Raw genomic sequence first — 24,005 nt, forward strand, 5'->3', positions numbered from 1 at the left:
ATTCATATTTCATTAATAAAAAATCGTAAAATGAAATATAAGATTACGCATCGTGCCATTTATAAATTGATAGTGGTCAAACTTATTAACCATTAAATCTACAAGGATATCGATAATGGTTTCTTGTCTGGCTTTAGTTGCTCAAGGCCTGATAAGTAAAGCTTGATTAATAGATCTTAGAAATGTCACTTTGACCTCAAAGTGTTTTAGATGTTTTCAATTCATGCCTATTTTGAAAATACGATCTCTATATCTTATTTGTTTCTAATTAGTGTTCTTTCCCCACTTGTTATTAATTAAGCGCCACTCCCAATTTTAAATGCACTTAGGAAAAAACCATGAGTCAAAATGGTAAGTTTAATATTACTCGGCGTGATGCTTTAAAGGGCGGTTCTGCACTTGGCGCTTTAGCGTTAGCAGGAAACGCGCTTTCTCTCCCGTTCGCAACTAAAGCGGTTGCCAAAGAAACGCCAGCAAAACCAAATGAAAAAATTGTCTGGTCGGCATGTACCGTAAACTGTGGTTCTCGTTGTCCGCTTCGTATGCACGTGGTCGACGGTGAAATCAAATGGGTAGAAACCGATAACACGGGTGATGATGTGTATAACCACAATCATCAAGTTCGTGCTTGTTTGCGTGGTCGCTCTATGCGTCGCCGTGTTTACTCGCCAGACCGTTTGAAATACCCACTTCTTCGCGTTGGTAAACGTGGTGAAGGTAAGTTCAAACGCATTACTTGGGACGAAGCCTTTGATCTCATCGGTGACAACCTAAAACGCATCATTAAAGACTACGGTAATGACGCGGTTTACTTAAACTACGGTACGGGTACCTTGGGTGGTACGGTAACTAAGAGCTGGGATCCGAGCGCGACATTGGTTGCACGTATGATGAACCTGTGTGGTGGCTACCTGAACCACTATGGTGACTACTCAGCAGCGAACATTGAATGTATGTCTGAGTATTTCTACGGCACTTGGGTAGACAACAACTCGATTGACGACATACAAAACGCAGATCTTTGTCTGATGTTTGGTAACAACCCAGCCGAGACGCGTATGTCGGGCGGTGGTCAAATCCACAACTACGTGGACGCAAAAAATATTAGCCACACACGTACGATCTGTATCGACCCTCGTTACACCGATACTGCCGCTGGCCGTGAAGACCAATGGATTCCTATCAAACACGGTACCGATGCGGCCCTTGTCGCTGCTATCGCCCATGTACTGATCAGCGAAGATAAAGTCGACCAAGACTTCCTTGACCGCTACTGTGTGGGTTACGACCGTAAAACTCTGCCAGCATCAGCGCCAGAAAATGGCAGCTACAAAGATTACATCATGGGCACAGGTCCGGATGGTATCGAGAAAACGCCGGAGTGGGCACAACCAATCACAGGTATTCCTGCTGATGTGATCTTGAAACTTGCGCGTGAAATCGGCGATGCAAAACGTATTTACATCACGCAAGGTTGGGGTCTACAACGCTCTGCAAACGGTGAGCAAGCATGTAAAGCGATCATGATGCTGTCTCTGCTTCGTGGTCAGGTTGGTCTACAAGGCGGTGGTACTGGTGCGCGTGAGGGTAACCACTCTTACCCATTCCAACGCTTCCCGAAAGTGCCAAACCCAATCAGCGCTTCTATCCCAATGTTCCTTTGGACAGATGCGATTTTCCGTGGCACTGAGATGACCGATCTTACTGACGGCATCAAAGGTGTTCAGAAGCTGCAAAACAACATCAAGTTCATCTGGAACTACGCGGGTAACTGCCTGATTAACCAACACTCAGACATCAACCGCACACACGAAATTCTTCAAGATGAAAAAGCGTGTGAAATGATTGTGGTGATCGATAACCACATGACCTCTTCTGCGAAGTATGCCGATATCGTACTGCCAGACTGCACAACCTCAGAGCAATCGGATTTCTGTATGGATGGTGCGGCAGCGTCAATGCCTTACTTCATCTTTGCAAGCCAAGCGATTCAACCTCGTTTCGAATGTAAGCCAATCTACGACATCATGTCTGGCGTGGCGAAACGTATGGGCGTGTTTGATGAGTTTACTGAAGGTCGCACGCAAGAAGAGTGGCTGCAATGGATGTACGCTCAGACCGTCAAACAAAATAACGATCCAAACCTGCCGTCTTACGATGAGATGAGAAAGCAAGGTATCTACAAGAAGCAATTCGACCGTCCACACGTGGCGTTTGAGGACTTCCGCCGTGACCCAGAAGCGAATCCATTGCCTTCGCCATCAGGTAAGATTGAGATCTACTCAGAGACCCTCGCGCAGATCAACGAAGAATGGGAACTGGATGAAGATGAATCCATCACACCATTGCCTGAATACGTATCGACGTTCAACGGCTGGGATTCGCCAGATCGTAAAGAGTTCCCACTTCAGCTAACGGGCTTCCACTACAAATCGCGCGCGCACTCAACGTACGGCAACGTGGACATCCTAAAAGCAGCAGCGCCACAAGAGCTTTGGATCAACCCGATTGATGCAGCGTCACGCAACATCGACAACGGTGATTTGGTGAGCGTTCGAAGCAAGTTTGGTGAAATGAACGTTCGCGTAAAAGTGACTCCACGCATCATGCCGCATGTGGTTGGCTTAGGTGAGGGCGCATGGTACGCACCAAACGCAAAAGGTGTTGACCAAGCGGGCTCTATCAACGTGCTAACAACACAACGTCCAAGCCCTTTGGCAAAATCGAACCCGAGCCATACCAACCTCGTTGAAGTGACGCTAATTAAGAAAATGGGGGCTAAATAATGAGCACAGCGAAACAGTATGGCTTTTACATTGATTCAAGTAAATGTACTGGCTGCAAAACATGTCAGCTCTCTTGTAAAGACAATAAAGATCTGGGTGTCGACCGTAACTTCCGTCGTGTTTACGAATACGTAGGCGGTAACTGGACAGAAGAAAACGGCGCGTTCCGTCAAAACGTGTTTGCGTACTACTTATCGATCTCTTGTAACCACTGTACTAACCCAGCGTGTACCAAGGTTTGTCCATCAGGTGCAATGCACAAGCGTGAAGAAGACGGCTTTGTCGTTGTCGATGAAAGCGTGTGTATCGGCTGTAAATCTTGTCACATGGCATGCCCATACGGTGCACCTCAATACAGCGAAGAAAAAGGTCACATGACTAAGTGTGATGGTTGTTACGAACGTGTCGCAGAAGGCTTAATGCCAGTGTGTGTTGATAGCTGTCCACTACGTGCGATTGAGTTTGGTCCAATTGATGAACTACGCGCGAAATACGGTTCAAACGCGGATGTGGCACCATTGCCAGATTCTCGCATTACTAGCCCGAACCTGATCGTGAAGCTAAATCCAAATGGTCGACCAACCAATGACCGCACGGGTTTCCTACAGAATCCAAGAGAGGTGAAATAATGTTATACGAAGCACCATTAGTTGCCTTTACGGTTCTTGCTCAAACTGCGGTTGGCGCGCACTTAACGGTTAATGCGTTCGAGAAATTCGGTAAGCCACCACGCGTGACAGAACCTCGTATGAACATCGCTCGATTCGCAATTTTGGTTGTAATGGGTTTGGGTTTCTTGTTCTCAACCACTCACTTAGGTAGCCCACTTCGTGCCTTCAACGCATTAAACCGTGTTGGTAGTGCGGCGCTATCTAACGAGATCTTAACGGGTGCAAGCTTTCTGTCTCTGGCGGGTTTGTACTGGTTGCTAACGATTCTAAAAATCGGCAGCGAAGGCGTGCGCAAAATCGTGAACTGGTTGTCTATCGCGGTTGGCGTGATTTTCATGTTCGCGATGGCAAATGTTTACCAAATCGAAACGGTACCAACATGGTACTCACCAATGACAACGGTTGCGTTTTGGTTCACGGTCGTGACTTCGGGTCTGATGTTTGGCTACACGCTGATCAACGTATTGGACGTGACGGCTGAGAAAACTAACCGTCGCCTAATGTGGGCAGGTGTGAGTTTGATTGCGTTGAACCTAGCTTTCACAGTGATGCAAACCATTCACTTCGCAGGTATCTCAACCGCGATTCACAGTGGCTTAGATCAAATCACCATGCTATCTGGCTATGTTGCCGGTCATGTGCTGTTGCTTGTGGTTGCTGCTGCTCTTTGGGTATTCGTTGAGTTGTTTACCGCAGAAGGTCGTCAGAAGAACTTGCTGGTTATCGTGGCATTCGTTGCCTTGTTCGTTGCAGAGATTCTAGGTCGCAACGTGTTCTACGGCATGCACTTTACGTCTGGTTTGTACTGATAACCGTTAATAGAGGGGGGCGACTGTTCGTCCCACCTCTTTCCGTTTCATTTAATCGAAGAATAAAAACACCAGTCATCAAAGGTACTTCATGCAAATTTCTCAACTTGACCCACAAGATACCAGCATCGTTCTTAAGCTGTTTGGTGCACTGTTTTACTACCAGCCTAAAGATTACCCAGTGGCAAATCTCGATACGTTGCTGAGCAATACAGATACACCAATCGAAGCGCTTAATGACATGCTGCGCAGCTTTCAAAACGAGAGCGAAGAGGCACTGCAAATGGAGCACGATCGCATGTTTGCCGGTATTGGTGAGATGCCAGCGCCACCTTGGGGTTCGGCTTATCTAGATAAAGAAGCGGTGTTGTTTGGTGAATCAACCATTGAATATCGTTACTTTTTGCAGCGTTGTGGTTTTTCTTTGGAATCTGACCAATGTGAACCAGAAGATCAAATCGGCTTGATGCTGATGGTGTTAGGCATGTTGATTGAAACTGAACAGCAAAAACTGGCGGCTGAAATGCTACGCGAACACTTGATGACATGGTTTGGCTTTTTCAATAAGCGCTTCAAAAAAGCGGTGACTCTCACGCCTTACTCAAAACTGTCGAACCTTACTGAAGAATTACTTCAATCCCTGAGTGAACAATACCAAGTCGTTGTGCCTGCAAAGAGAGATTACTCGGATGCGCCAGTCTGAATCGGTTGATCTAAGCAAGCGGCGTTTGTTTTCGTTCCGTCGTGCGCCGGTTGAACAAGCTCAAGAGCCTCGTGTTAAAGCGAGACCTCCGTATGCGGTGGAAGAATCAATGTTCACGCGGCTTTGTGATGGGTGCGGTAAGTGCGCTTCGGCATGTCCAAGCCAAATCATTGAAATGGTCGATGGCGTGGCCGCGTTAGACATCAGCTACTCAGCATGTGATTTATGCGGTGAGTGTAAGTCGGCGTGTCATACATTGGCGCTTTCCAACCAAATAGAATCAACCGGCTTGATTGCAACTATCTCGAACAGCTGCGAAAACTTATACGGTTATTGCGGTAGCTGCGAGGACAGTTGTCCTTACGATGCATTGCAATGGCAAGACGATGCCAAACCCAAAATTGATGCAGCCAAATGCAAAGGTTGTGGGCAATGTGCGCAAAGCTGTTACACCAGCATGATCAGCTTTGACTTAAAACGATAAAAAAGGGATTGGCGTAAACCAATCCCTTTTCGTTTGTATTCTTTTTGTCGTTGAAGTTATGCCATTGTGGCCAGTTGGCTTTGCGCTTCTGAAATGCCTTTCGATGCCGCATCCTCACTCATGTTTAGCGCCTCTGCGTAAACAAATTCCACATCAGTGATTCCTACAAAACCCAGTACAGTGCGTAGGTATGGCGTTACGTTGTCGGTTGGTGAATCTTTATGGATACCACCGCGCGTCGTTACTACGATCGCTTTCTTACCTTCAATCAAACCTTGAACGCCGTTTTCTGTGTATTTGAATGTCACGCCTGCACGAGCAATCAAATCAATCCAGTTTTTAAGCTGAGTCGGAATGGTGAAGTTGTACATTGGTGCAGCGATAACCAAAGTGTCTGCGGCCTTTACTTCTTCAATCAAGGTATCAGACAAGTCGACAACCGCTTGTTGTTCTTGTGAAAGATCTTCCGTTGCGCGAAGTGCAGTGGCAACGGCGAAGTCCAAAACTGGCAGTGGGTTTGCAGCCAAATCACGAACGGTCAGTTTGTCTTGGTCTACATTTTTGATGAAGTCTTCGACCAATTTGTTTGATTGAGAGTAATCGCCAAGGATGCTTGATTTTAGAGCTAGTACACGAGACATAATGGTTATTCCTTAAATAAGTGCTTTCGACTATGGGAGCCATTATAAGTAAGGTAAGTGAGTTCAAAAGCCTAGCGATTCGCTTAACATGTTCGAAAAAATTGAATGAGCTTTCGGTTATCTTGTTGCAGACCTTGTGTGATACAATCCGCGCAGTTTTTGTAATGAAAAGAATAGGAAACGCTTTGACTTCGTCACAGCCCCCAAAAAAGACCCCCGCTGAAGAGCAAGCGACACCGTCAAATGGTGCGCAAAAGGCGACAGCGAAACAAGCTCAAACACCTCAGGCTCAAGTGAATAGCGCGGCATCTCTGCGTAAAGCACTGAATCAGTGCATGATGCGCGACCGTTTTCGTTTGAGTAAACGTATTTCTGGTGCAAGCAAAATTAAGAAGGACGCAGCGCGTAACGCTGTGTTTGATGAAATCGCATTAGACATTGCTAAATCGATGATGGTTGCAGAACAACGCAGCAACTACAAGCCAACGATTGAATACCCAGAAATCCTGCCAGTCAGCCAAAAACGCGACGACATTGCGAAAGCGATCGAAGAAAACCAAGTGGTTATCGTTGCGGGTGAAACCGGCTCAGGTAAAACCACTCAGCTACCAAAAATCTGTGCTGAGCTTGGTCGCGGTAAGTTTGGTCTGATTGGCCACACTCAGCCTCGTCGTCTTGCTGCGCGTTCGGTTGCGAACCGTATTGCCGAAGAGATGGAAACCAAACTGGGTGAGTTTGTTGGTTACAAGGTTCGATTCAACGATCAGATCTCTGAAAACACCCAAATCAAATTGATGACGGACGGTATCTTGCTGGCTGAAATTCAGCATGACCGTTTCTTAAATCAATACGACACCATCATTATCGATGAAGCGCACGAGCGCAGCCTTAACATCGATTTCATCTTGGGTTACTTGAAAGAGTTGCTGCCACGTCGTCCTGATTTGAAAGTGATCATCACGTCGGCAACCATCGACCCAGAGCGTTTTTCAAAACACTTCAACAACGCACCAATTATTGAAGTGTCTGGTCGTACTTACCCAGTAGAAACTCGTTACAGACCATTAAGCGGTGATGACGATAATGATCGTGACCAACTTGAAGGTATTTTCGAAGCGGTCGACGAACTGTGTGATGAAGGTCTAGGTGACATCCTGATCTTCATGAACGGCGAGCGTGAAATCCGTGATACCGCTGATGCACTGTCTAAACGTAACCTGAAGAGCACGGAAATCGTGCCGCTTTACGCGCGTTTGTCAGCGGGTGAGCAGAACAAGATTTTCCAACCTCATGCTGGTCGTCGAATTGTACTGGCAACCAACGTTGCCGAAACCTCGTTAACGGTTCCGGGCATCAAATACGTGATCGATCCGGGTACGGCGCGTATTAGCCGTTACAGTTACCGTACTAAAGTACAGCGCCTTCCAATTGAGCCAATTTCTCAGGCGAGCGCGAACCAACGTAAAGGTCGTTGTGGTCGTGTGGAAGAGGGTATCTGTATCCGTCTGTACTCAGAGGAAGATTTTGAGTCACGTCCGGAGTTTACCGATCCTGAGATCCTGCGTACTAACCTAGCATCGGTTATCTTGCAAATGACGGCACTGGGTTTGGGTGATATTCAAGCGTTCCCATTTGTGGAAGCGCCGGATAAACGCAACATCCAAGACGGTGTTCGCTTGTTGGAAGAGCTTGGTGCGATTAACGCCGAAGCGAAGGACGCGAAAAAACGCTTAACCAGCATTGGTCGCCAACTGGCTCGCTTGCCTATCGACCCGCGTCTCGCACGTATGGTTTTGGAAGCGCCAAAATATGGTGCTCTAAAAGAAGTGATGATCATCGCAGCGGCATTGTCGATTCAAGATCCGCGTGAGCGCCCTTCAGACAAACAACAATCGTCAGATGATAAACATCGTCGTTTCTTCCATGAAGAGTCGGATTTCCTGACATTTGTGAACTTGTGGGATTACATCCAGAAGCAGCAGAAAGCGTTGACGGGCAACCAATTCCGCAAACAATGTAAGCAAGATTACTTGAACTACTTGCGCGTACGTGAGTGGCAAGATGTGTACTTCCAGATTCACCAGTCGATGCGTGAAATGGAATTCAAACTTAACGATGAGCCTGCGTCTTACCATGGCGTACACAGTGCGATTCTGGTTGGTTTGTTGTCGCACATTGGTATGAAAGACCAAGAGAAGAATGAATACCAAGGCGCGCGTAACGCTCGTTTTCATATCTTCCCGGCATCGGGGCTGTTCAAGAAGCAACCTAAGTGGATCATGTCGGCTGAGCTGGTGGAAACCTCGAAACTTTGGGGTCGTATCATCGCCAAGATTCAACCGGAGTGGATCGAGCCATTAGCCAAGCACCTTATCAAGCGCAGTTACAGCGAACCGCATTGGTCGAAGAAACGCGCGGCGGTGATGGCGCATGAAAAAGTCATGCTTTACGGCGTACCAATCGTACCGAAACGTTTGGTGAACTACGGCAGTATCGATCCTACCGTTAGCCGCGAAATCTTCATTCGTAGTGCATTGGTTGAAGGTGAGTGGGAAACCAAACACGCGTTCTTCAAGCAAAACCGTAAGCTTTTGCAAGAAGTGGAAGAGCTTGAACACAAATCTCGTCGTCGTGACATCTTGGTGGATGATGATGAGCTGTTTGATTTTTATGACCAACGCGTTGGTACCGAAGTGGTGTCTGGTAAGCATTTCGATACATGGTGGAAAAAGGCATCGAAAGAAAACCCGGAACTGCTGAACTTTGAAAAAGAGATGCTGTTCAAGGGTGATGCTAGTCATGTCACCGATTTGGATTACCCGAACTTCTGGCATCAGAATGGTTTGAAGCTCAAGTTGAGTTACCAGTTTGAACCGGGTGATGATAGTGACGGTGTAACCGTACACTTGCCATTGCCGATTTTAAACCAAGTCGAACCAGCAGGTTTTGACTGGCAGATCCCGGGTTTACGCCATGAGCTTGTGGTGAGTTTGATTAAGTCTCTACCGAAGACAATTCGTAAGAACTTTGTGCCTGCACCGAACTATGCGGATGCGTTTTTAGCACGCGTAACACCAATGGAAGCGCCACTGCTGGACTCGCTAGAAAAAGAACTGCGTCGTATGACGGGCGTAGAAGTGCTGCGTGAAGATTGGAACTTAGAACAAGTGCCTGAGCACTTGAAAGTCACGTTCCGCGCGGTTGATCATCGAAATCGCAAGCTGAAGGAAAACAAAGACCTTCATGAACTAAAAGAAAGCTTGAAAGACAAAGTTCAAGAAACGCTTTCCAAAGTCGCGGATGACGATATCGAACAACAAGGCCTGCATACGTGGAGCTTTGGCGAACTGCCGAAAGTGTATCAACAAAAACGTGGCGGCTACGATGTAAAAGCGTATCCGGCGCTTGTTGATACCAAAGACAGCGTTGAGATCAAACTCTACGAAACTGAATTTGAGCAGATCACCGCAATGCGCGCTGGTCAGCGCCGCTTAATTTTGTTGAACGTACCGTCCCCAATTAAATATTTGCACGCAAACTTGCCGAACAAATCGAAGCTGGGTCTGTACTTTAACCCTTACGGCAAAGTGCTTGATCTGATTGATGACTGTATTGCCTGTGGTGTCGATAAGCTTATTGAAGAGCAGGGCGGTTTGGTTTGGGAGCCTGAGAAGTTTGAAGCGTTGAAAGAACACGTTCGCGCTGAACTGGGTGATACCGTGGTAGAAATTGCCAAACAAGTAGAAACCATTCTTACGACGGCTTTCAACATCAACAAAAAACTGAAAGGCAAGATTGATTTCACTATGGCATTTGCGTTGTCGGACATCAAAGCGCAAATCGAAAGTTTGATTTTTAAAGGCTTTGCGACGGAATGTGGCTGGAAACGTCTGCCTGATATTCTTCGCTACATGCGTGCAATTGAGCGCCGCATGGAGAAATTGCCGATCGATCCGAACAAAGACCGTTTGCACATGCTTAAAGTGGAATCTGTCACCAAGGATTACAAAGAGTTGCTGAATAAGATCCCGAAAGGGATGGTGATTCCAGAAAATGTGAAAGAAATCCGCTGGATGATTGAGGAGCTTCGAGTGAGCTACTTTGCTCAACAATTAGGCACTCCATATCCGGTTTCTGATAAACGAATCAAAAACGCGATTGATGCTTGTTAATCAACAAGTAAAATGGCGCTGTGGTTTGTTGTAAACGATGAACAAGTTACTGGTACAGTAATTGCTAGTAACTTGTCACGTGTTGTTTTTAGTTCTCGGGAGGCAATGGTTCGCCTCCCTTGTATTTGCAGTACCAACGTCTGATTTGCAAGACGTGGGGAATAATAAAGAGTAAAGGTAGATGATGAAAAAAACTCTATTAGCAGTGGCGCTACTTGGCGCATCTTCTGCGGCAATGGCAGATTCTTGGATTTACGGCGGTGCAACTGTTGGTCAATCGGACTACAAAGGCGAGACAGATACGTCTTACTCTGTGCACGTAGGTACAGGTATTCTACCTATCATCGGTATTGAAGCGGGTGTAACTCAACACGGTGAGTTCAACGTAAACGGCCAAGATACTAAGCTGACTTCTTACTACGCTGCACTTAAGCCAAGCATCGATTTTGGCCCACTGCACGTTTACGCGAAAGGTGGTATCCACCAGTGGGATAAGAAAGTAAAAGGCGGCAAAGACGATGATGATTTCGATCTAATGTACGGTGTAGGCGCTGAGTACTTCATTTTTGGTCCAATGTCTGTTGGTGCTAGCTACATGAACTACACAGCGGGCAAAGACGACATCGGTACGTTCTCTGTTAACGCGACATTGCACTTCCTATAATCATCCATTCAAGATGATGCAAATTCTGAACACCGGCATTGCGCCGGTGTTTTTTTTGTCTATTGATAATCCTAACTGCTCTTAATTCTACTATTCACCTGAATTGATATCACACAAACAAAAGTTGAACATAAATTATTCACTTTTTGATCTTAAATTCGCCATACCTTCCAATATATAGTGACGAGTAGGTGCGCATGTATGCGTAATGTTCCGTTCAGGAATCGAACAGGAAGGTATAACTATGAAAACAAAACTCTCGTTATTGGCTTTGGCGTTGTGTTCAACATCAGTGCTTGCTGACTCATGGATTTATGCAGGCGGCCAAATTGGTCAATCAGATATTGATGGCGAAAACGACACAACGTATGGCGTGCATGTCGGAACGGGGATTCTGCCATTAATCGGTATCGAAGTCGGTTATTTCAACCACGGTAAAGTCGACTTGTCTTTCGGTGGCAACAAAGGGGATGCGGATTTCACTTCGTTCTATTTAGCGGCGAAGCCAAGCATCGATTTTGGTCCGCTACATGTGTATGCCAAAGGCGGCATTAATGCATTCAATGTCGATTACAATGGCGGATTAAGCTCGGTCAGCAAAGATGATGGCGTGTCTTACATGTATGGCGTCGGCGCGGAATATTTCTTGTTAGACAATATCTCTGTTGGTGCAAGTTACCAATCATTTGGCGTGGATATCAATGGGGACAGCGATAACCTAAGCAGTTTTACGGGCAACGTGACTTTCCATTTCTTGTAAACCGCAAGCTGCCAGATCCTCTTTATCCAACTCACCCTTCACAGTTGGTCGAAAAACTCCACCTACCTCAAAATGGTCTCGCACTTATGTGCGAAGCCATTTCTTTTGTTCTGAATACCGTTTGACCTTGTTGATTGAAGGTTTTCCTCTGTGTATTCCAATTTTGAAAAATAGTTAGATGTCGTAGTTTATTTCTGTGAGTTGAAGATGCTTGTTTGGCGTTTATTTGCTGTAAATATGCAATAAAAGTGTCATTTTTGCATAAATCTGTGATTGGTGATAAACTTCGCATCGTTTTTAAAGTTTAGAGTTCAAATTAATGGAGGGCGGTATTGGAGTTCTTCTCTCCTGAGAAGCGTTTCAAATTACGTTAAATTTGTATTTATGGATAATGCATTTAAAAAATATAGTATCGACACAACAGACTATCAGGTTGGCCAAGACAACGTTCAAAAATGGGGATTCGATATACACAATCCCGTATTCGGCATCAGTGCTGGTCTCGTTGTTTTCTGTCTTATTTCACTTCTTCTTGTCGAGCCAGTCACCGCTCGCGACGTATTAAACGGGATCAAAAACGGAATTATTGAACAGTTTGATGCATTCTTTATGTGGTCTACCAATTTCTTCTTATTGTTCGCTGTTGCTCTGCTTTTCTCGCCATTAGGTAAGATTCGTTTAGGCGGTAAAGAGGCGACGCCGGATCATTCAACCGTTTCATGGTTATCAATGCTGTTTGCTGCAGGTATGGGTATTGGTCTTCTCTTTTGGAGTGTGGCTGAACCAACGGCCTATTTCACGGATTGGTGGGGCACGCCGCTAAACGCAGAAGCGTATTCAGCCGATGCCAAATCACTCGCGATGGGCGCGACCATGTTCCATTGGGGTGTTCACGGTTGGAGTATTTACGCCCTTGTTGCGTTGGCGCTTGCTTTTTTCGCCTTTAACAAAGGTTTACCGCTTTCATTGCGCGCGGCGTTTTACCCAATTTTTGGTGACCGTGCATGGGGCTGGTTAGGTCACGTTATTGATATCCTTGCTGTACTTTCGACGTTGTTCGGTCTTGCTACTTCTCTTGGTTTGGGTGCTCAGCAGGCAACCAGTGGTATTAACCATGTATTTGGTTTAAACGGCGGCATCGGTACACAAATGGTGGTGATTGCGTTTGTAACCTTTATTGCTGTGCTTTCTGTTGTTCGTGGTATTGACGGTGGTGTCAAACTCCTAAGTAACGTCAATATGATCGTTGCGTTTGCTCTGCTTATTTTTATTACGTTCATTACCTTTGATACTGCGATGGGTTCATTAGTCGACACGACAATGGCATACATCCAAAACATCATTCCGTTGAGTAACCCGCATGGTCGTGAAGACGAAACGTGGATGCACGGTTGGACAGTGTTCTACTGGGCGTGGTGGGTATCTTGGTCTCCGTTTGTGGGTATGTTTATCGCTCGCGTATCGAAAGGCCGTACCGTTCGAGAATTTTTGTTCGCAGTCATCGTGATTCCGACGTTGGTAACATTGGTTTGGATGTCAGTATTTGGTGGTATTGCGCTTGATCAGGTCGTGAACAAAGTTGGTGAATTGGGTGCGAATGGTTTAACGGATATTTCACTGACACTATTTCATGTTTACGATGTATTACCATACAGCTCAGTGATTTCTATTCTGTCGATTGTTTTGATTTTGGTGTTCTTTATCACCTCATCTGACTCCGGTTCATTGGTTATCGACAGTATCACTGCGGGCGGTAAGATTGATGCTCCCGTTCCACAGCGAATCTTTTGGGCGTGTATCGAGGGTTCAATTGCCGCTGTTATGCTTTGGGTTGGCGGTAAAGAAGCCTTACAAGCGCTACAGTCTGGTGTGGTTGCGACCGGCTTGCCATTTACCTTTGTTCTGCTGTTGATGTGCGTGAGTTTGGTGAAAGGTTTACGTACCGAACTTTCCGCTTACCGCTAATCGATGTTGATAAATTAACACTCAATGCCGAGCATTCATTGCTCGGCATTTTTATTTCTGCTTTTCTTTTTAAGAAATTCCGTTACAGTTTGGGCTTCTTTTTCATCACTCAACTGCATTATGTCGCTTGCTAAACTTATTCTCATTCGTGGCCTTCCTGGCTCAGGAAAAACAACCTTGGCGAAACAATTGGTGAAAGATTTCGATGCGAAGCATTTCGAAGCCGACATGTATTTTGAGAATGAGAAAGGCGAGTACCACTTCAATCCGTCTTTGCTTCCGCAAGCGCACGAATGGTGTTTTGAACAAACGCGAAAATGGTTGAACAAAGGGAAAATCGTGATTGCGAGTAATACCTTTGTACGACATTGGGAAATGAAGCGGTATTTAGATTACTGCCGAAAGAAATCTATCGAGGTGGAAGTGATGGTGTGCTCGGGCGAATATCAGAGCATTCATAATGTGCCACCAGCGACAATCGAGAAGATGCGTCGCCAGTGGCAAGAGTAGCAAAATAGACTCGAAGCATTACTGGCCGCGTCCATCAATCATTACGATAAGCGTTTTGCTCATGATAGAAAGATCCATCGTGATCCACGAGTAAAACGACCCAAGGCTTAGTGCATAGCTGTGGTCAAAACCAACTTTTCTTCTCACGTCTTCAATGCAAGCATCGTAACCTTGGTTTACTTGCGCCAAGCCTGTAATACCTGGCAGTACGCCGTATGTACGCTCTACAAAATATGGAATTTCATCTTCCAACTTTTGATAAAAGGCAGGTCGCTCAGGGCGAGGGCCAATCATAGACATTTCACCTTTCAATACATTGAATAGTTGCGGTAACTCATCGAGACGAGTCTTACGTAAAAATCGGCCGACCGGGGTAATGCGTGGATCATTTTCGGTTGCCCAAACCGCACCTGAGCGTTGTTCTGCATCGATGTACATCGTGCGAAACTTCATGATTTGAAACAGATCCATCTTCTCTGGTGTGCAGCGACCAACACGCAGTTGACGATAAATCACTGGGCCTTTTGAGCTGACCTTGATGGCAAGAGCAATGAACGGAAACAGTGGCGCGGTTACTAGCAGAATTAACAGCGCAACCATTACATCAAACGTTCTTTTCGCGTGGCATATATTTGAGTCGTAACGTGAGTTTTTCATGATGCTTTCCTTATTGGTTGACGCGTTTCCAACGCCCGTTTTCCATGCCTAGTAGGTACTTCATACCGCCGACAAAGTTTGCGATATGGCCAATGACGATATAGCTAATCAGTTTGAAAGGTTTCACTGTGTTAAGGGCTGGTATCAGATAAGTCATTAACGCAATGCCGTAAATGCCAACCTGCGCCAACAGCAACAATAGAAACACCGGATGTTGAGCAAGTAACAATGAGCACACTAAGCACACAATCATCAAATACGGCGTTGCTAAACGCAGAACCTTTCCTGATAGAAATGCAAAGGCGGTGCCACGATAGCGAGGCAGCAACAATTTTTTCAATTGCATCAGCTGCTGCATGTTTCCGGCTGAGATTCGTAGGCGGCGCTTGAAGTCCGCGTCGTCTGAGCTTTGTTCCAGTTCGAGCGCGAGCATCTTAGGTTCGTAAACCGAAGTGAAGCCTCGCAAAACGATTCTCATAGGGAGAATGAAATCGTCATTGATGGTGCCAGCTTCGAGTGGCTCAAACAGCTTAGTCCTGAACGTGTAAAACGCGCCGTGAGAACCAATCGTTGAACCAAGTAAGGATTCTTGGTGTTTAACGCGAGACTGGTATTGCCAGTAAGCGGCTTCGCCTTGATTGCTTGTACGCATAATTTGGTATGTCGCGTTAACGACGCCCACTTTCTCATTTTGATAATGCTGACTTGCCAAAAGGAGAGAGTCGCAAGAAACCAGAGCAGATGTATCACTCAGTGCCGTGATGTCGGACGTGACGTGTTTCATCTCTTCATTAATCAACGCGACTTTTCCACGATTGATAGAGTGGTCGTTCACAATAAACAAGGTATCAGAGCAAATCGCTTCTTGGATGGTATCTTGTGCGATTTCTGCAGTTTTATCGGTACAACCATCACACGCAATTACCACTTTCAGCTTATCCCTTGGGTAGTCCAAACTCGCCAAGTTGCGAATTTTCTCAGCAATCCATAGCTCTTCGTTGTAAGCGGGGATGATGATGGTCACGGAAGGAAGTTTGTTATCACTGGCCGAGGCTTTGTAATGACGCTCTGCAAAGTGTTCGCCTTCGTCGTTAGATTTTGGTTTGAGTGGCAGCCATTTCAGTAGTAACGGATAACCCACATGATGGTAGATGATCAAAAACGCAGACAAACCAAAACCAGCAATCCAAATGAGATCATTCATAAGTCGACTCCTTAGCCAAACGAGTGTAGCGACCAACCATGTCACGAATATCGAAATGTTGAAGAATGTAAGCACGAGGCGAATGGATGTTTGAATCCAATTGTTTAGATAGAGCCTCCGCGAGTGAAAATACGCGGTTAGGTTCTACCAAAGCGCTGCTTTTCGGGCACAGTGTTTCTTTCACGCCGCCAACATCCGTCGCGACGCAAGGGATGTCACACGCTTGCGCTTCGAGTGTTGAAAGCGGAAACCCTTCTTGCAGAGACGGTAAACAAAACAAGTCTAAGCTTTGGTAGAAGCTTGGCATGTCGTCGACTAAACCGAGAAAGGTGACGCGTTGCTCAAGTTTGAGTGTGCGTACCAAATGTTCAAGTTGCTCGCGTTGGCTACCGTCACCTGCAATCGCAAGGTGGGTATGAGATTCAAGGTGAGAGAAGGCCTCTATCAGCACTTTATGTCCTTTCACGGTTTCTAATCGGCCTGCTACGCCAATTACGGTTTTATCCTCAGGTAGTCCAAAGTGATTTCTTTTAGCTTGGCGATCACCGCACTGAAACTTTTGACAATCAATACCGTTGTGAATGGTGCACACATTGCGATAGTTGAGCTTGGTTGTGATCTGGTCGGCAACAAAGTGCGCATCGGCAACCACATGTGGGCGAACGGTTTTTAGCAGCACAGACTGTAAGCGCGCAGCTTTTTTATTGTTCAGATGCCAGGCATCATGTTCGGTGTGAATGATGACAGGAACGCCAGCCAAACGTGAGGCAATGCCACCGTAAAGCAAAGGACCAATATGATGTGTGTGTACAACATCTGGCTTCATGCCTTTGATCATCGCCGTAAGTGTGCCTAAGGTTTTAACGCTGAACCCCGGCTGTTTATTGAGAAAATGAAGCTGGCTTTTGTATTCGGTCAACTTAGCCCATTTCGCTAAGGATTGGGATTTGGCGCCTTCTAAGCTCACCACAAACACATCGTGACGAGGTTCTGCGAAGCGAAGCATATCCAGCACTAGCGTTTCTAATCCACCCGGTGCCAAGTGTTGCACCACATGCAACACCACTTTTTTATGATTCCGTTTGGTGTTTTTATTTTCTCTGCGTTCCATCTTTACGCCCTCAGTAGTGTGTATCTACTCTGAACAACGTATTGCACGCTACGTGCCATTATTTATTTAAAATAAAAACAACCAGTTAGGCCTGAATGTCAAATCTGGAAGTAAACATTCTCAATTTGAGATTCATATTAATGAGAAGACAAAACCATGCGGTAAATTAACGTGGCGTAGCAAAGAAAAAGCACTCGGGTCAACGAGTGCTTTATCGTCATGGTGAGTAGGAGAGTTAACTGGCGAACGTCACTTTAGGCAAGGTGGTGATCACCGGAACGCCCAGGTGTTTTTCTAATGCTCGGCGAGAGCGCACTGAGTTGTCTGCCAGTTCAAGTATGGTGGCTAGACCAACGCCAAGGCCGGCACCACCGATAAAACCTAGAATGATAAATACAATGCTTGGTAGATTAGACGGAATTGTCGGAGTGAATGGCGCATCAATGATCTTCACGCGTTTGTTTTCTTCAAACACACCAAGCGATCCTGTCAATTGCGCCATTTCGTAGCGCTCGACGAGGTCGTCGTACATTTCACGTTTTACGGCGACATCACGTGCTAAACGGTTGATTTCTGTCGCGGTGCTACCAAAGCGATGGGCATTGCTTTCTAACTCTTGAATCATCTTTTGCAAACTGACGGTTTCTTCGGTGAGTGATTCAAAACGGCTACGCATAATTTGCAGTTGATGAAGTTGAGACACAAGCAATGGCTGCGCTTCTCCAAGGCTACTTACCGTGGCGTTACTCGCAATGTCCCACAATTGGTTACTGTTCAGCTCTGGCTGTTTTGAACTGAGCAGAACTGTGCGTTCTTGCTCTAAGCGTTTTAATTCGCGCAATTTTCCTTGTACTAGGCTGTGCGCTTCGGTGTATTTGGCGCGGAGCAGAGTAAGCTCGCTTCGGATCTCGATAATTTGTTCTTCAATCTTACCGATGACGGGGTTGGTTTTGGAAAGCTGTTGGTCCAAGCTCCCCAAACTGCGAGTCACACCGGCCAGCTCGGCTTCTTTCTCCGCCAAGGTTTGCTTTAAGCTGGCTAGGCGGGTCAAGCTTTGGGCCTGCATTTCTGGAGTTGCGTGTGAGTAGGTGTTTTTGTACTCGGCAAAAGCGTGCTCGGCTTTGTCGAGTTCTTCTCTTCGCTTATTGATATGGATGGTCAAGAAATGGCTGGAATCCTTAATCGACGAGCGTTCTGGGGCCAACAGTTGTTCAACAAATCGGTTACTCACCGACGTTAACATTGACTCCATTCCTTGCGCTTTACCGCTTCTTAGCTGAATTTGGATAAAGTCTTTACCCAGTTGTTGAACCGATAAGCGCGAAGCGAGATCTTTAATGATGAATTCTTGTTCTTTCGCGCCCATGTCATCGTCAATCAGCCCTTGCTCTTTTGCGACAGAGTAGAGCACGTGACGGCTTTTCAGCAAAGTACTCAACGCACTCAAACGGTCTTTAAGCATGGTTGATACGGCAATATCTTGCAGAAACGGATTCATCTTTGCCGTTTCTTGAATCAACATGCTGGTGTGTGCGACGTACGTTGTTGGAACGAGCTTGCTTACGCCAAAACCAAGGATAGGTAGCACAAGCATCGGAATGACAATCATATAGCGACGTCGCCACGCGCCATGCAGTAATACGCTGATGTTTTCTCGTAAATCGCTCATAGTGCCCTCACTAATTTCTCAACTTGGTCTGCTCTTGCTTCCCAGCTTTGTTGTTGGACATAAGATGTAGAGCCGTTTGGTGGTGGCAGCAGGTGACTTAGGCTGGCACACACGTCTTCGACGTCGGCGACGATGTGTAACATGTGTTTGTAAGGCATCAGAGCCGGAAATGGTGTGCTAATAACGGGCGTTCCCGTTGCCAAATACTCCAAAAGTTTGAGCGGGTTACACGCTTTGATTTGTGCGTTGTCGACAAACGGTAGCCAACTTGCGTCCCAGTGTTGGGAATAGCTTGGCAATAAATGATGCGCGCGAGGCCCCAAGTAATGAACGTTGTCTCGCTGTGGTAATGGATTGCGGGCAAACTCATTCGGTCCAATAAAAACCAAATCCCAATCCGGTGCGTGTTGGGCGACTTGGTCGATCAAACGATAGTCCAGCCAGTCAGACAAACTGCCATAAAAACCCAATATTTTACGGCCATTGTTCGGCAAGTCGCTTGCCTTTTCTGCAGGCGTTGAAAATAGACTGAAATCGACCCCGTGTGGCAGCGTTGTGGTTTTATTATCCGGAAATCGAGCGGCCAGCTTGTCGCTTGCAGCAAGAATAAAATCGGCGTTATCAACTAGTGTGCGTTCATGCTCCATCACTGTTTGATGATCAACGCCCGCTAACGCGCCAAAATCGTCTCCACAGTAGTAAATCAGCCCGCGTTTATTCATGGCATTACATACATCAGCGGCGGTTGGTAGGGATGTCCAAAATAATGGGTTGTCGAAGTTCAACGCTTTTAAGTGTTTTTCTAGTTGGTGCTGCATCATCTTCGCTGCCACTTTTCTTGAAAAAGCAGAGTGGGGAGCCGGTATTGTCAGCAAATTTACCGTGAAAATGTTGTCTACCGCATCACAATGCATGGTTGGCTTATCTGAGCCAGTATCGCCGAAAACGCGGGAAATCTTGCTCACTAAACGTTGAATGTCTTTACTCGTCGGTTTTGGTTGTCTTAAACCGATGGAATTAACCCAAAGAATGCGATGGTTGGTGGCAAGTCGCTGAACGATGTGCTGCGTTGATGATGGTAGGCCGCCGAAGTCTTCGCCAAATACTACGATATCCGTCATGTGTTTCTCCTTGAGTTCTTAAGATTTGGTTTCTGATAGAAGGAGTAATCACAATGCGTGCCAAGGATTTAAGCCTTTAAAAACAGCTAGTTGCATTGTTGTCAAAATAAAAGGATTAGGATTTCTCATTTTGACAATCAGATTGAACGATACGACTAACCACCACGGTGAGCGCGGCAAGGATGTAGATTGGCCACGTAAAGCCTTGAGTAAGAAACGTACCCGAGACAATGGTGCCGATAAGGCCGCTCAATACCGCGTTTGCGCCAACAGTCAATGCGTAATCGGAATCGGGTGTGAGCAGCGAAATGGATTTTAAAGAGGTGCGAATCAACGAGACGATCAGCGTGATGAATACCGCTAGCCCGACAAATCCGGTTTCCGCTAACACGCCAAACCATGTACTGTGCACCGCGTGGTTGATGCCATCCCAATGTGGGCTGTAGAAATAGTAGTTGAAGTAGAAGTTATCCAGTCCTACTCCGGTAAACGGGTGGTGGAGTGCCATTTTGAAAGCCGCTTCCCATGCGTACAAACGACCCATCGCTGATGCGTCGATACCATCTTCTGCTGCGCCGCCGGATTCACGCCCCGAAATCCCAGCAAAAGCATATAAGGCTAAAGCCGCAACCGCCCCAAGAACCAAAACCAAGGTTTTGCTTTTGATGTGTTTAAAGGCGAAGTAAGCAAACACAGAGAGCGACCCCAACAAACCGCCACGGCTTTGTGTTTGTATCACTGCGAAAAACAGGATAAAGCAGGTGATAAGCGCGAAGAGTCGTAACAGAGTTGGCGAGCGCTTTTCCATCAATTGACTAACGGTAAAGGCGAGAGGAAACATCAACACGAGTGCCAAATCGTTAGGGTCGCCCAGCACTGAACCAATGGAACGCCCAATCGACACGCGAGTGCCTTCGACTAAATCAATGCCGTTTGCAGCGTTGTTAAGCGCGACTAACCCAATCAACATGCCGGCGACGATGATCGCTTTGGACATTTGAGCGAGCTGCTGTGGTTTGGTGATCAGCCAAGTGATCGCCAAGGTCATCACAATGATTTTCCAATACGTATTTTTAAATACCGTGATGGCAATATCTCGGCTAGAGGCGAACACAATCCCGATGATAACCAGGCCCCAGAAAATGCACAGCCACTTGAGTGAAGGGTGCCAGAATGCCGTAAGTTGACGACTTAGCAGTAGATGAAAAGCTAGCGCAGCTAACGCGCCAAGGGATAAAAGCAATGGAATTTTAAAGCTGTAAATGGCAGGAAACGCTTCGTGGATACGGAAAAAGGAAAAGATAACGAACAGTGTCACGAGCCAAAAGGTTTGATTGAGGACGAATAGCAATGCCAACGGTGCAAAGCACACTGCCACAATCAAAATGGGGTGAGGCATCACGATCCAAAGCAACGCAATCACGACGGTGATCGTCAGCGCTGCAATGGATTGTTTTGTTCTCACATCGGTTGGGCTCATATCGAATATCTCTTCACTTGTCCGCGCCATCGAATGAATTGCTGACTTAATGCGCTGCGGGCTTCTTTACTCATGTAACGAACGGCGAGCCCTGCCAGCAGGCTGCATGTCAAAATGCAAATTGCGATGGCGATTCCTATCGATTGTGAAGAGTGAAGCAGGAACAGTGCCACACCTGAGATAATTTGCAGTAAAACCATCAAACTCAAATGGAATGGTAGAGTCATACACTGTTGGCCAACCGCGTAAGTTAAGCCGAGTTTACAAAGCTGCGCGTAGTACAACGCAATGAACACGCCAAAAATACCGAGAGAAGACAAACCAAACAGCAACCCAATCGCAACGAAGGCAGAAACCACATTAATACCAAGCAACCATCGGGTTCTGCGTTTGAAAAGAATGGCGATGTTTAACAATTCGCTCCATTCCTTGAGCATCGCAATCGGTAGCAAGAACAGAGTGTACAGTACCGCTTCATGGTAGGTTTCTGGCAAGAAGTTCGTGATCATGACCATTGCTAGTGTCGCTACAACCACGCTGAGCGCAGAAACATAAATCATCCCTAAATGAGAAACGCGCACGGCTTCACTATCTCGACCATTTTCCAGGTACGCAAAGCGTCGTGGCATCCACCACATGCCAAATGGCTGCACCAAAATACACATACCCACAGCGAACTTAACCGCAATCGCATAAATGCCTAACGTCGCCAACGAAGCATTTGCACCGATGAACCAGCGCTCGGCGCCATTCAAACAAAACGCGACAAGTGCAGACAGCATTACTGGTAGGCAGTAATTCAAATACTGCTTGGCTAAGGCAATCTGAGGCAGAGCAAGGGTGTAACGGTTGATGATGTGCAACCAAACAAATTGCATGACCGCAGCGATAAGACCGCCAATCAGCACCGAGATGACATGCGGGTGCAGCGCAAGCGCCGCGACGATAAACGTGACTTGCAGTAGAGTCGTCGTCACCATCACTTGAAGCAGCGTTTTGGCTTTGTCATCTTGAGTGCGCAGCCAAGCCGTGCCAATCGCAATGCTGCCTTCCAGAACAATGGCAAGCGTGACAACAGCAAATTCGATGCGCGTAAAAGGTTCAGGAATAGAGAGCAACGCAATCAGTAACAGGAGAATCGCAGCCACCGAGCCGGCGATCAGCACCGACAATGAATAAAGTTGGTTGAGAGAAACGGTTCTTTTTTGTGCGTCTTTCTCCACGCCGACAAAACGATAGAGTGCTTCGTGCAAAGCAAAGCTGACCAACAAGGTTGTCACTACGCCAAAAGTGGTCAGTAGCTCGAGTTTGCCCATTTGCTCTGGCGTCAAAAAGTGTGGGAGCACAGGCAACATGAGTAAGCTGATGCTTTTGTTGATCACTAACGCAATCGCGAAAAGTGACATGTTGGTCATTGCTTTAGACATGGTCATATCCTTTGACGTTGTTTCGCGCTTTGGCATTGTGATGACTGGTTGGCGCATGCGCTGAACATAAATATCGAGCGATTGGCATGTAGCAGCGTTCCGCGCTGTATAGCTGTGCGACATTTAAGGCTTCAAGTCCCATTGTGACCTTCATCCACGGTGACTCATTAAGCAGACGAATCGCGTTGTGCAGAGAAGCCGCATTATTCGGTGTGTATTTGATGCAGTTCTTTCCATGAGTCAATACGCGATCCCAATAGCTATCATCGTGAGGGATAACCACACACATACCGGACGCCAGTGCTTCTAAAATGGAAAGCCCGAAAGGTTCGTTCACGCTGGTGGAAACAAAAACACCACACTGTGCGCGCAAATCGTTGAGGTTGTTTGGAGATTCATACCAATCGACCCCTTTGGTATTAAAATCCGGAGTGGAATATTCAACGCCTGGTACATTCGGTTTGATGTAACAAATGGTGGATTGAATGGTGGTGGTGTTTTCTAGCGTTAGGGCATCCAGCAGTAAATCCACGTTTTTCCATTTCAACAAACTCGCAGCCCAAAACACGCGATTGGAGATTGGATTAGCTTGTTTCGGCCAGCGTTCGCGAGAAAGGCCGTTCACAAATGTGGAGGCGTTCAATGTGCTCCAATATCTTTCCGTCGCAGGTTTTGGTGTTTTTAAATAGGCTTGCAACGCGTTAATCAAGGATTCGCGAGTGTTTGACAGATAGTAGATAGCGCTGGCTTTTACTAAGCAGTAGCCGGACGATCTTGAGACGCCAACAGGTCCGTGAATCATTTGTACCACTGGCTTACGGCTGAACAATCTCATCAGGTACAAAGGCATGTCATTGCTTGGGCAAGAAAGCCCCAAATACCAATCTATTTTGGGCAGCTTCATGCAAATCTTGAGCAGTTGAATCAGGTAAAACGCGTTCATCAACCAATAGATAAGGCCATGAGTGGAGCAAAACGGCGCCGCTTTTATGTTGAGAATCTGAATACGCGGCGTGTCTTCCAAAAGTGGCGTCCAATGCTCGGGCTTTGTTGTCACCAAATAACCAACAACGTTGAGCTTATTGCACTGTTTGAGTAGCTCGGCATTGGCGATTTTTGAGCCGCCTTGCATTGGAATCGCATCGAACATCAATACACGTTTCATGTTCTG

The 24,005-nt window shown here is 46.5% G+C and carries 19 protein-coding genes; 10 read left to right on the top strand and 9 right to left on the bottom strand.

Annotated elements, in window-relative coordinates; genetic code table 11:
- Positions 1–338 precede the first annotated feature (338 nt).
- The 5 genes from BIW15_RS01185 (at position 339) to BIW15_RS01205 (ending at position 5,453) form a co-directional block, all read left to right on the top strand.
- Positions 339–2,786 (top strand): DmsA/YnfE/YnfF family dimethyl sulfoxide reductase, encoded by a 2,448-nt coding sequence (locus BIW15_RS01185; protein ID WP_077280428.1) that lies wholly within the window; start codon positions 339–341, stop codon positions 2,784–2,786.
- Entirely contained in the window at positions 2,786–3,415 is a 630-nt protein-coding gene (locus BIW15_RS01190) for a DMSO/selenate family reductase complex B subunit (RefSeq protein ID WP_005454919.1), read from the top strand. Before BIW15_RS01185 ends, BIW15_RS01190 begins: the two co-directional genes overlap by 1 nt.
- Complete coding sequence (locus tag BIW15_RS01195) at positions 3,415–4,266, top strand: DmsC/YnfH family molybdoenzyme membrane anchor subunit (RefSeq protein ID WP_077280429.1); 852 nt, start codon at positions 3,415–3,417, stop codon at positions 4,264–4,266. The genes BIW15_RS01190 and BIW15_RS01195 overlap by 1 nt, the downstream gene beginning before the upstream one ends.
- A gap of 91 nt (positions 4,267–4,357) precedes the next feature.
- Entirely contained in the window at positions 4,358–4,969 is a 612-nt protein-coding gene (locus tag BIW15_RS01200; protein ID WP_077280430.1) for a molecular chaperone, read from the top strand.
- Positions 4,956–5,453: a 4Fe-4S binding protein gene (locus tag BIW15_RS01205; protein ID WP_025515809.1), complete on the top strand. Its 498-nt coding sequence runs from the start codon at positions 4,956–4,958 to the stop codon at positions 5,451–5,453. The genes BIW15_RS01200 and BIW15_RS01205 overlap by 14 nt, the downstream gene beginning before the upstream one ends.
- A 56-nt stretch (positions 5,454–5,509) precedes the next feature.
- On the opposite strand, the gene BIW15_RS01210 is transcribed toward BIW15_RS01205, so the two are convergent.
- Positions 5,510–6,094: an FMN-dependent NADH-azoreductase gene (locus BIW15_RS01210; RefSeq protein WP_077280431.1), complete on the bottom strand. Its 585-nt coding sequence runs from the start codon at positions 6,092–6,094 to the stop codon at positions 5,510–5,512.
- Between the two features lie 185 nt (positions 6,095–6,279).
- Here BIW15_RS01210 and hrpA point away from each other — a divergent pair, with 185 nt between their 5' ends.
- The 5 genes from hrpA to BIW15_RS01235 all read left to right on the top strand — a co-directional run bounded on the left by hrpA (position 6,280) and on the right by BIW15_RS01235 (position 14,165).
- Complete coding sequence (gene hrpA / locus BIW15_RS01215; RefSeq protein ID WP_025502850.1) at positions 6,280–10,266, top strand: ATP-dependent RNA helicase HrpA; 3,987 nt, start codon at positions 6,280–6,282, stop codon at positions 10,264–10,266.
- A gap of 184 nt (positions 10,267–10,450) precedes the next feature.
- Complete coding sequence (locus BIW15_RS01220) at positions 10,451–10,930, top strand: outer membrane beta-barrel protein (RefSeq protein ID WP_005483427.1); 480 nt, start codon at positions 10,451–10,453, stop codon at positions 10,928–10,930.
- A gap of 244 nt (positions 10,931–11,174) precedes the next feature.
- Positions 11,175–11,690, top strand: coding sequence for an outer membrane beta-barrel protein (locus BIW15_RS01225; RefSeq protein ID WP_005454858.1), 516 nt, complete (start codon positions 11,175–11,177; stop codon positions 11,688–11,690).
- Positions 11,691–12,074: 384 nt separating this feature from the next.
- Positions 12,075–13,655 carry a BCCT family transporter gene (locus tag BIW15_RS01230; protein ID WP_179115207.1) on the top strand — a complete coding sequence of 527 codons (1,581 nt, stop codon included), beginning with the start codon at positions 12,075–12,077 and terminating at the stop codon, positions 13,653–13,655.
- 120 nt (positions 13,656–13,775) lie between these two features.
- A complete protein-coding gene (locus tag BIW15_RS01235; protein ID WP_021486656.1) occupies positions 13,776–14,165 on the top strand; it encodes an ATP-binding protein in 390 nt (129 codons plus the stop codon).
- 18 nt (positions 14,166–14,183) lie between these two features.
- Here the strand turns inward: BIW15_RS01235 and BIW15_RS01240 are convergent, their stop codons facing one another.
- The 8 genes from BIW15_RS01240 to BIW15_RS01275 all read right to left on the bottom strand — a co-directional run bounded on the left by BIW15_RS01240 (position 14,184) and on the right by BIW15_RS01275 (position 23,999).
- A complete protein-coding gene (locus tag BIW15_RS01240) occupies positions 14,184–14,822 on the bottom strand; it encodes a sugar transferase (protein WP_029809570.1) in 639 nt (212 codons plus the stop codon).
- A 10-nt stretch (positions 14,823–14,832) separates the two neighbouring features.
- On the bottom strand, positions 14,833–16,026 hold the full coding sequence (locus tag BIW15_RS01245) for a glycosyltransferase family 2 protein (RefSeq protein ID WP_029809569.1): 1,194 nt from the start codon (positions 16,024–16,026) through the stop codon (positions 14,833–14,835).
- Positions 16,019–17,137: a glycosyltransferase gene (locus BIW15_RS01250; RefSeq protein ID WP_179115208.1), complete on the bottom strand. Its 1,119-nt coding sequence runs from the start codon at positions 17,135–17,137 to the stop codon at positions 16,019–16,021. Before BIW15_RS01250 ends, BIW15_RS01245 begins: the two co-directional genes overlap by 8 nt.
- 235 nt (positions 17,138–17,372) lie before the next feature.
- Positions 17,373–18,806, bottom strand: coding sequence for a chain-length determining protein (locus tag BIW15_RS01255; RefSeq protein WP_005455029.1), 1,434 nt, complete (start codon positions 18,804–18,806; stop codon positions 17,373–17,375).
- Positions 18,803–19,927, bottom strand: coding sequence for a glycosyltransferase (locus BIW15_RS01260; RefSeq protein WP_077280435.1), 1,125 nt, complete (start codon positions 19,925–19,927; stop codon positions 18,803–18,805). Before BIW15_RS01260 ends, BIW15_RS01255 begins: the two co-directional genes overlap by 4 nt.
- A 115-nt stretch (positions 19,928–20,042) precedes the next feature.
- Complete coding sequence (locus BIW15_RS01265) at positions 20,043–21,407, bottom strand: O-antigen ligase family protein (protein ID WP_005454946.1); 1,365 nt, start codon at positions 21,405–21,407, stop codon at positions 20,043–20,045.
- Positions 21,404–22,834, bottom strand: a complete 1,431-nt coding sequence (locus tag BIW15_RS01270) for a lipopolysaccharide biosynthesis protein (RefSeq protein ID WP_179115209.1) — start codon at positions 22,832–22,834, stop codon at positions 21,404–21,406. Before BIW15_RS01270 ends, BIW15_RS01265 begins: the two co-directional genes overlap by 4 nt.
- Complete coding sequence (locus BIW15_RS01275; protein ID WP_077280437.1) at positions 22,827–23,999, bottom strand: glycosyltransferase family 4 protein; 1,173 nt, start codon at positions 23,997–23,999, stop codon at positions 22,827–22,829. Before BIW15_RS01275 ends, BIW15_RS01270 begins: the two co-directional genes overlap by 8 nt.
- Positions 24,000–24,005 lie beyond the last annotated feature (6 nt).

It is taken from the genome of Vibrio sp. SALL6 (assembly GCF_002002385.1).
In the GTDB taxonomy this organism is placed as follows: domain Bacteria; phylum Pseudomonadota; class Gammaproteobacteria; order Enterobacterales; family Vibrionaceae; genus Vibrio; species Vibrio parahaemolyticus.

Bases quoted from the DNA above. Each gene is read 5' to 3' on its own strand.
- BIW15_RS01185 (WP_077280428.1), top strand. From the start codon at position 339: ATGAGTCAAAATGGTAAGTTTAATATTACTCGGCGTGATGCTTTAAAG.
- BIW15_RS01190 (WP_005454919.1), top strand. From the start codon at position 2,786: ATGAGCACAGCGAAACAGTATGGCTTTTACATTGATTCAAGTAAATGT.
- BIW15_RS01195 (WP_077280429.1), top strand. From the start codon at position 3,415: ATGTTATACGAAGCACCATTAGTTGCCTTTACGGTTCTTGCTCAAACT.
- BIW15_RS01200 (WP_077280430.1), top strand. From the start codon at position 4,358: ATGCAAATTTCTCAACTTGACCCACAAGATACCAGCATCGTTCTTAAG.
- BIW15_RS01205 (WP_025515809.1), top strand. From the start codon at position 4,956: ATGCGCCAGTCTGAATCGGTTGATCTAAGCAAGCGGCGTTTGTTTTCG.
- BIW15_RS01210 (WP_077280431.1), bottom strand. From the start codon at position 6,094: ATGTCTCGTGTACTAGCTCTAAAATCAAGCATCCTTGGCGATTACTCT.
- BIW15_RS01220 (WP_005483427.1), top strand. From the start codon at position 10,451: ATGAAAAAAACTCTATTAGCAGTGGCGCTACTTGGCGCATCTTCTGCG.
- BIW15_RS01225 (WP_005454858.1), top strand. From the start codon at position 11,175: ATGAAAACAAAACTCTCGTTATTGGCTTTGGCGTTGTGTTCAACATCA.
- BIW15_RS01230 (WP_179115207.1), top strand. From the start codon at position 12,075: ATGGATAATGCATTTAAAAAATATAGTATCGACACAACAGACTATCAG.
- BIW15_RS01235 (WP_021486656.1), top strand. From the start codon at position 13,776: ATGTCGCTTGCTAAACTTATTCTCATTCGTGGCCTTCCTGGCTCAGGA.
- BIW15_RS01240 (WP_029809570.1), bottom strand. From the start codon at position 14,822: ATGAAAAACTCACGTTACGACTCAAATATATGCCACGCGAAAAGAACG.
- BIW15_RS01245 (WP_029809569.1), bottom strand. From the start codon at position 16,026: ATGAATGATCTCATTTGGATTGCTGGTTTTGGTTTGTCTGCGTTTTTG.
- BIW15_RS01250 (WP_179115208.1), bottom strand. From the start codon at position 17,137: ATGGAACGCAGAGAAAATAAAAACACCAAACGGAATCATAAAAAAGTG.
- BIW15_RS01255 (WP_005455029.1), bottom strand. From the start codon at position 18,806: ATGAGCGATTTACGAGAAAACATCAGCGTATTACTGCATGGCGCGTGG.
- BIW15_RS01260 (WP_077280435.1), bottom strand. From the start codon at position 19,927: ATGACGGATATCGTAGTATTTGGCGAAGACTTCGGCGGCCTACCATCA.
- BIW15_RS01265 (WP_005454946.1), bottom strand. From the start codon at position 21,407: ATGAGCCCAACCGATGTGAGAACAAAACAATCCATTGCAGCGCTGACG.
- BIW15_RS01270 (WP_179115209.1), bottom strand. From the start codon at position 22,834: ATGTCTAAAGCAATGACCAACATGTCACTTTTCGCGATTGCGTTAGTG.
- BIW15_RS01275 (WP_077280437.1), bottom strand. From the start codon at position 23,999: ATGAAACGTGTATTGATGTTCGATGCGATTCCAATGCAAGGCGGCTCA.